Raw genomic sequence first — 7823 nt, 5'->3', positions numbered from 1 at the left:
GCCCGCGAGGCCCTTCGCCAGTTCGGCGACGGACGCGGCCACCTGGGCGCTGTGCGACACCAGCACGATCCCGACCGGACCGTCCGGCCTGTTCTCACTCACCGTCCGCCTCCGCCCGCTCCGCCGTCTCGGCCAGCGCCGCGATCAGCAGCGCCGACGAGGTCGCCCCCGGGTCCTGGTGACCGATGCTGCGCTCGCCCAGATAACTCGCCCGGCCCTTGCGGGCCTGCAACGGTATGGTGGCCGTCGCGCCCTCCTCCGCGGCGGCCCGCGCGGCGGCGAAGCCCGTGCCGAGCGCGTCCACGGCCGGCAGCAGGGCGTCGATCATGGTCTTGTCGCCGGGTGCCGCCCCGCCGAGCGCCATCACCCCCTCCACGCCCGCGCGCAGCGCCGCCGCCAGCTCCTCCGTGCCGACCTCGGCGGCATCGCCGAGCGCCTTGCCCGCCCGGCGCAGCAGGGTGCCGTACAACGGCCCGGACGCACCCCCGACCGTCGAGATCAACTGCCGTCCGGCGAGTATCAGGACACCGCCCGGGGTGGCCGGTGCCTCCTTCTCCAGGGCCGTCGCCACGGCGGTGAAACCGCGCTGCAGATTGCTGCCGTGGTCGGCGTCCCCGATGGCCGAGTCGAGGGCGGTGAGCCGCTCGGCCTCCCGGCCGACGGACGCGGCCGCCGTCGTCATCCAACGGCGGAAGAAATCGGAGTCGAGCACTGGATCTCCTTGTGTGACAGGGCCGTTGACCACGCGGCCGGGGTGGTGGTGCGGGCACATCGCGCGCTCACATGCCCCAGCGCAGAGCCGGGGTCTTCACCGGTGCGTCCCACAGCCGCAGCAGCTCCTCGTCCACCTGGCACAGCGTCACCGAGACGCCCGCCATGTCCAGGGAGGTGACGTAGTTGCCGACGAGGGTGCGGGCCACGGCGACACCGCGTTCCCGCAATACCCGCTGCACCTCGGCGTTGAAGCCGTACAGCTCCAGCAGCGGGGTCGCGCCCATGCCGTTGACCAGCACCAGGACGGGAGCGCGCGGCGGCAGGTCCTCCAGGATGACGTCGACCGCGAAGTCGGCGATCTCCCCGGAGGTCATCATCGGCCGCCGCTCCCGGCCCGGCTCGCCGTGGATGCCGATGCCCAACTCCAGCTCGCCGTCCGGCAGATCGAACGTGGGGCTGCCCTTCGCCGGGGTGGTACAGGCGCTGAGGGCCACGCCGAAGCTGCGGGAGCTGTCGTTGACCCGGCGGCCGATGGACTCCACGCGCTCCAGCGGCTGCCCCTCGGCCGCCGCGGCACCCGCGATCTTCTCCACGAACAGCGTCGCGCCCGTGCCCCGCCGGCCGGCCGTGTAGAGGCTGTCGGTGACCGCCACGTCGTCGTTGACGAGCACCTTGGCGACCTGGATGCCCTCGTCCTCGGCCAGCTCGGCCGCCATGTCGAAGTTCAGCACGTCACCGGTGTAGTTCTTCACGATGAACAGGACGCCCGCGCCGCTGTCCACGGCCGCCGCCGCCCGTGCCATCTGGTCCGGCACCGGCGACGTGAAGACCTCGCCGGGGCACGCGGCGGAGAGCATGCCCGGTCCGACGAAACCGCCGTGCAGCGGCTCGTGCCCGGAGCCGCCGCCCGACACCAGCGCGACCTGCCCGGGCACGGGGGCGTCCCGGCGGACGATCACCCGCTTCTCCACGTCGACGTTCAGCTCGGGATGCGCGGCCGCCAGACCGCGCAACGCGTCGGCCACGACCGTCTCCGGTACGTTGATCAGCATCCTCATGGTGTCTCCTCGCGAACCTGGCCCTCGACTGCCGTGACGGGGCGTCAGGTGCCGACGGTCACCCGGTGGAGACAGCCGTTCGTCCCGTCTATGGGCAGTATCTGCCCTGCGGCAGCCGAGGTCACGTGCGTTCGCCCGGCTTTACGGTCCGTAGCGGACTGTCGACCAAGGGAGACAGCACTCTACCGGGACACCCGGGCCGCGTCGGCACCAACTGTCCAGGCCGGCCCCGCCCGTTGGCCGAAGGGAGCGACACCGGGGAGACCGCCATCGGTGGCAGGGCTCTCCCGGTCCTTTGGCACCGCATCGGCCGCCGCGTCCGGGGAACCCGGTGGCACGGAGCCCCGCAGGCCGTGACCGAGGAGGTGCCGTCGCCGTGGACGAGTGGAAGATGTGGGAGCACGACGGGGTACGACTGTCCGCGCGCGAGCGGCTGGCGCTGGCGCGGATCGAGGCGGGCCTCAGGCAGGACCGGCGGTTCGCGCGCCGGATGGGCGACGAGCGGTACGGCGTCTGGCTGCCGGCGGCGGTGCTGCTGCTGGCGGTCGCGTCGGTGTTCGTCGCCGTCATGGGCATCCGCACCTCGGACCCGGCGCTGCTGTGGTGCTTCGCGCTGCTGTGGCCGTTCACCCTCGTCCAGGCGTTCCGGCTGCTGTGCCGGGCCACCCGCCCGCGCCCCCGCCGGCCCCACCGCCGCCCCCGGCCCACACCGCGGCTCTGAGCCCCGTGCCTTCGGGGTGCGCCACGGCCACCATGACGACGCCGCCCGGCCGCGAGGGCCGGGCGGCGTCGTCATGGGCGGGGTGTCCCCGGGGAGTGGCTCCGCCCCGGACGGCCGTCAGCTCTCCTTGCCCCGCCCCGACAGGGCGTCCCGCAGCCGGTCCACCAGGCCCGCTCCCGGTGCCAGCAGCTTGTTGGCCGGGGGAGTGTCCGGGGCCGAGGGGTGCGGGCGGGTCGGCGCCATCTGCTTGGCCCGGCGGACCTTGTCGCCCAGCTCCATCAGCGCGTCCGGGGGACAGGCCGCCTCCAGCCGCGGGAAAAGGTTCTGTTCCTCGTCGGTCACATGGGACCGGATCTCGCTCATCAGCCGCGTCATCAGCGTGTCGAACCGGGGGTCGTCCGCCCGGCAGCCCTCCAGGTCCTTCATGAGCCGCTCGGCCTCGGCGTGGTCCTCGATCTCCTTGTCGGCCAGCGCGTCACCGCCCGCCACGTGCTCGCGGACCGCCGGGTAGAGGTAGGCCTCCTCGGCGACCGAGTGCCGGACCAGCTCGATCGTGGCCTGGTCGCAGAGGTCCTTGCGTTCCGGCGAGCCGGGCGGCAGCGCCTCGAAACGGCCGAAGATCTCCTCCACCTCGCGGTGGTCGGTGGTCAGCTCCTGGATGACGTTCCCGCCGTGACCCATGGTCGTTACCTCCTGCGTGAGACGCGGCGGCCCGGGAGGGGCCGTGCCGTTGCCGTGCCGAGTGCCCCGGACACCGCGCGTTACACGGACCGGCACGCGCCGTCAGCGCGTCGGGTGACGGGCGGCGGCCGTCCGGCCCGCCTCCGACAGCGCCCACGCCCACCACTGGTCCAGCGCCGGGCGGGACAGCGCGTCCGCGGCCACCAGCGCCGGCCAGCCCACGGCACGCGCCTGCGCCGTGACCTTGGCCCCGCCCGCCACCGGGTCGACCGCGATCACCGGGGTGCCGGCCCGCAGCGCCAGCAGCAGACCGTGCAGCCGGGTGGTGACCACCAGGTCGCAGCGGGCGACGAGGGCGAGGAACTGCTCGGCGGTGGCGCACAGCCGCCAGTCGTCCACGGCCAGCCGGGTCTCGGCCGGCACCCGCGTACAGTCCTTGCCGGCCAGCCAGCCGGTGATCGCGTCGTTGACCTCCCCGTGCCGCCGGCGCGCGCCGTACTCGCCCTGGCCCGAGGAGAGCACCACCGCGGCCACCGGCGGCAGCGGGCCCACGGGGGCGTCCGCCGCGAGGTCCCGGCGGGCCGGGGCCCCGGTGCCGTCGCGGGCCACGATCGTATGGAAACCGGTGGCCGCGGGGTCCGCCGGATCGACCACCGAGACCCCGGCCGCCAGTCGTGTGCAGGACCTGAACCTTGCATGCAGGGCGGCGACTTGGGGGCCGTGCACCGGACCGCACACGAACAGCAGCGTGTCGTAGGCGCCCGGGTCGGCCGTCTCCAGGGACAGCGCCCCGGGCCTGAAACCGGGACTCCACGCCGTGTCGTGGGGGATGCCGGCCCCGGTCAGGGCCGCCGACATGTGCCGCTGGGCGAGCACGTCCCCGGCCGTCGCCTCGCCGTCCCGGAAGCTGAACCAGCCGGTGAGCAGCAGCTTCCGCGGGGGCCCGCCGGGCCCGCGCAGGGTGCGCAGCACGGCTGCGGGGACGTCGTCGTGCATGGAGGCCTCCACCGTGGTAACGAGGCGCCTGAGTCGCGCGAGTACCCCTGATTCCGGACAATAAGAATCCAACGTGTGAACCCAACTGGCAGGGGAACCCAGCTGCCAGTGCCGTCCAGCCAGCGGCGGCCCGGCAAGGCGGTCCCGGACGTCTCCGGGACCCGCGCCCTGTCCTCTTCCTCCCCGACGGGCCGGTGACACCGGGCCCGGTGCGGCGGCACGCGCCGAACACCCGTATGCAGCCAGGCCGTACACGGACGGCGCTCTCCACCACGCGCTTCCGGGCGCGGACGACGTGGACGAAGGACGACGAAGGAGAAGCCCCCATGACTGGTGCCACACCGTTCTCCTGGCGGCGCGCCCTCGTGACCGGCGGGGCCGGCTTCCTCGGCTCCCACCTGTGCGAACGGCTGCTGGATTCGGGCGTCGAAGTCGACTGCGCCGACAACCTGGTCTGCGGACGGCGCGAGAACGTCGCGCACCTGGAGACACGGCCCGGCTTCCGGTACGTGTACTGCGACGTCAGCGCGGCCGACTGCGCCGAACGCCTCCCGGGCCCGTACGACCTCGTCCTGCACTTCGCCTGCCCCGCCTCGCCCGCCGACTACCTCCGCCTGCCGCTGGAGACCCTGGAGGCCGGCAGCACCGGCACCCGCAACGCGCTGGCCGTCGCCGAACGCGACGGCGCCCGGTTCCTGCTCGCCTCCACCTCCGAGGTGTACGGCGACCCCCAGGTCCACCCGCAGCACGAGGGCTACTGGGGCAACGTCAACCCCGTCGGGCCGCGCAGCGTGTACGACGAGTCCAAACGGTTCGCCGAGGCCCTGGTCACCGCGCACGCCGGCACCCGGGGCACGAACGCCGGCATCGTCCGGCTGTTCAACACCTACGGGCCGCGGATGCGCGCCCACGACGGCCGGGCCGTGCCCACCTTCATCTGCCAGGCCCTGGCCGGGGAACCGCTCACCGTGACCGGCGACGGCAGCCAGACCCGCTCCCTGTGCTACGTCGACGACACCGTGGACGGCATCCTGCGGGTCGCCGCGAGCCGGTCCGTACGGCCGGTCAACATCGGCGGCAGCGACGAGATCACCGTCGCCGACCTGGCCCGCCGGGTGGTCGCCCTCACCGGCTCCCGCTCGCCGATCGCCTTCGTCGACCGGCCCGTGGACGACCCCGGCCGGCGCCGCCCCGACACCACCCTCGCGCGCGAGCTGCTCGGCTGGTCGCCGCAGGTCCCCTGGGAGGAGGGGCTGAAGCAGACCATCGCCTACTTCGCCGCCCTGCCCCCGCAGCCGGTGGCGCCCGCGCGGGACCCGGCCCCGCAGCCCTGACCCCCCGCCCCTCCCCGGCCCTGGAGACAGCGCATGCACGTCCTCGGAATCAACGCACTCTTCCACGACCCCGCCGCCGCCCTGATCACCGACGGCCAGGTCGTGGCGGCGGCGGAGGAGGAGCGGTTCTCCCGTCGCAAGCACGGCAAGCGGCCCGTACCCTTCTCCGCCTGGGAGCTGCCCGAGCAGTCGGCCCGCTGGTGCCTGGAGCAGGCCGGCCTCACCCCGTCCGACCTGGACGCCGTCGCCTACTCCTACGATCCCGTCCTCGCCCGCCCCGCCGAGGAGATGGGCCTGCACGACCCCTGGGACCACCTGCGCCAGGAGTACGCCCGGCAGGCCCCCGGCTTCCTCGCCGAGGCGCTGCCCGGACTCGACCCGGCCAAGGTGCGGTTCGTCCCGCACCACGTGGCGCACGCCGCGTCCGCCGGGGCCGTCTCCCCCTACCCCGACTGCGCCGTGCTCGTCCTGGACGGCCGCGGCGAGTGCGGCTCCCACCTGGCCGGCCGGTACACCAACCGCGAGCTGACCGTCCTCGCCACCCAGCAACTGCCCGACTCCCTCGGCCTGTTCTACGAGGACCTCACCCAGCACCTCGGATTCCTGCGCAGCAGCGACGAGTTCAAGGTCATGGCGCTCGCCTCCTACGGCACCCCGCGCTTCGCCGCCCGGCTGCGCGAGTACGTCCACGCCGACGACCAGGGCGGCTTCCGCGCCCGCCCGGTGCCCTGGGCCGACCTGGTGCCGCCCCGCCCGGCCCGCGGCGCCTGGCACCAGGACCACGCCGACCTCGCCGCCAGCGCCCAGCTCTGCCTGGAGGAGGCCATGCTGGCGCTCGCCCGCCACCTGCGCGAACGCACCGGTGAGGACGCCCTCACCCTGGCCGGCGGGGTCGCGCTGAACTGCGTCGCCAACACCCGGCTGTGGCGCGAGAGCGGCTTCTCCCACATCTGGGTGCAGCCCGCCGCGGGCGACGCCGGCACCGCGCTCGGCGCCGCCGCCCACATCGCCGGGCAGAAGGACACCCTGGAGCCGATGGAGACGGCCGCCCTCGGCCGCGGCTGGAGCGACGCCGAACTGCGGACCTGGCTGGAGCGGGCCGCCGTACCCTACGAGGAACCCGCCGACATCGCCGAGACGGCCGCCGGGACACTGGCCGCCGACGGGATCGTGGCCTGGTTCCAGGGCCGCAGCGAGTACGGGCCGCGCGCGCTCGGACACCGCTCCCTGCTCGCCCACCCCGGCAGGGCCGACAACGTGGAGCGGCTCAACGCGGTCAAGGGCCGCGAGGAGTTCCGGCCCGTCGCCCCCATGGTCCTCGCCGAACGCGCCGCCGAGATCTTCGACGGACCGCTGCCCAGCCCGCACATGCTGTTCGTGCACGACGTGGCCGCCGACTGGAAGGCCCGCATCCCGGCCGTGGTGCACGTCGACGGCACCGCCCGCATCCAGACCGTCGACCGCGCCCGGGAACCCCTGGTGGCCCGGATGATCGACGGCTTCGAACGGCGCACCGGACTGCCGGTCGTGGTCAACACCAGCCTCAACACCGCCGGCCGGCCCATGGTGGACGACCCCCGGGACGCCCTGGAGTGCTTCGGCTCCGCCCCCGTGGACCTGCTGGTGCTCGGCCCGTTCGCGATCCGCCGGGGAAAGGCGTTCGCATGACCGACGCGCCCGCCTACACCGTCGTCGTCCCCACCATCGGCCGGCCCTGCCTCGCCGAGTGCCTGCGCGCGCTCGCCGAGGGCACCGCCGAGCACACCCCGCACGAGGTGGTCGTGGTGGACGACCGGCCGGCGCCCGAGGGCGGCCTGCCCCTTCAGACCGCCGGACAGCTCCTGGACCGGGTACGCACCCTGCGCACCGGCGGCAAGGGCCCGGCCGCCGCCCGCAACGCCGGCTGGCGCACCGTCCGCACCCCCTGGACGGTGTTCCTGGACGACGACGTCCAGGTGCTGCCGGACTGGTCCCGGCACCTCGCCGAGGACCTGCGCGCGGCCGGCCCCGACATCGGCGGCGTCCAGGGACGGCTGCGCGTCCCGCTGCCCACGGACCGCCGGCCCACCGACTGGGAACGCACCACCAAGGGCCTGGAGAACGCCGCCTGGGCCACCGCCGACATGGCCTACCGCACCGAGGCGCTCAAGCGGACCGGCGGCTTCGACGAACGCTTCCCGCGCGCCTTCCGCGAGGACGCCGACCTCGCCCTGCGCGTCCAGCGGGCCGGCTGGAACCTGACCCGGGGCACCCGCGTCACCCGGCACCCGGTCCGCCCCGCCCACTGGTGGGCCTCGCTGCCCGCCCAGCGCGGCAACG

Annotated in this window: 8 protein-coding genes; 4 read left to right on the top strand and 4 right to left on the bottom strand. The window is 74.5% G+C overall.

The genetic code is table 11. The annotated features are described in order from the left end of the window. Nucleotides 1-94: 94 nt before the first annotated feature. Together dhaL and dhaK are read right to left on the bottom strand one after the other, a co-directional pair. Nucleotides 95-712: a dihydroxyacetone kinase subunit DhaL gene (gene dhaL, locus H5J33_RS16485; protein ID WP_181795663.1), complete on the bottom strand. Its 618-nt coding sequence runs from the start codon at nt 710-712 to the stop codon at nt 95-97. 67 nt (nt 713-779) lie between these two features. Beyond that, nucleotides 780-1772 (bottom strand): dihydroxyacetone kinase subunit DhaK, encoded by a 993-nt coding sequence (gene dhaK, locus H5J33_RS16480; protein ID WP_181795662.1) that lies wholly within the window; start codon nt 1770-1772, stop codon nt 780-782. A gap of 376 nt (nt 1773-2148) precedes the next feature. Here dhaK and H5J33_RS16475 point away from each other — a divergent pair, with 376 nt between their 5' ends. Continuing rightward, entirely contained in the window at nt 2149-2493 is a 345-nt protein-coding gene (locus H5J33_RS16475) for a DUF3040 domain-containing protein (protein ID WP_181795661.1), read from the top strand. Between the two features lie 117 nt (nt 2494-2610). Here the strand turns inward: H5J33_RS16475 and H5J33_RS16470 are convergent, their stop codons facing one another. Beyond that, on the bottom strand, nt 2611-3174 hold the full coding sequence (locus H5J33_RS16470; RefSeq protein ID WP_181795660.1) for a hemerythrin domain-containing protein: 564 nt from the start codon (nt 3172-3174) through the stop codon (nt 2611-2613). 102 nt (nt 3175-3276) lie between these two features. Further along, a complete protein-coding gene (locus H5J33_RS16465; protein WP_181795659.1) occupies nt 3277-4170 on the bottom strand; it encodes a polysaccharide pyruvyl transferase family protein in 894 nt (297 codons plus the stop codon). Between the two features lie 326 nt (nt 4171-4496). On the opposite strand from H5J33_RS16465, the gene H5J33_RS16460 reads away from it, so the two are divergent. The 3 genes from H5J33_RS16460 to H5J33_RS16450 form a co-directional block, all read left to right on the top strand. Further along, nucleotides 4497-5504, top strand: coding sequence for an NAD-dependent epimerase/dehydratase family protein (locus tag H5J33_RS16460; protein WP_181795658.1), 1008 nt, complete (start codon nt 4497-4499; stop codon nt 5502-5504). Between the two features lie 33 nt (nt 5505-5537). Next, nucleotides 5538-7172: a carbamoyltransferase C-terminal domain-containing protein gene (locus H5J33_RS16455; protein ID WP_181795657.1), complete on the top strand. Its 1635-nt coding sequence runs from the start codon at nt 5538-5540 to the stop codon at nt 7170-7172. Next, nucleotides 7169-7823, top strand: a 655-nt coding sequence (locus H5J33_RS16450; protein ID WP_181795656.1) for a glycosyltransferase family 2 protein, incomplete at its 3' end; no start/stop codon positions are given. The genes H5J33_RS16455 and H5J33_RS16450, both read left to right, overlap by 4 nt.

Origin of the sequence: Streptomyces sp. WELS2 (assembly GCF_013870595.1) — a bacterium.
Classification (GTDB): domain Bacteria; phylum Actinomycetota; class Actinomycetes; order Streptomycetales; family Streptomycetaceae; genus Streptomyces.
Note: the sequence above shows the minus strand (reverse complement) of the source record. Positions and strands in the feature narration are given on the sequence as shown.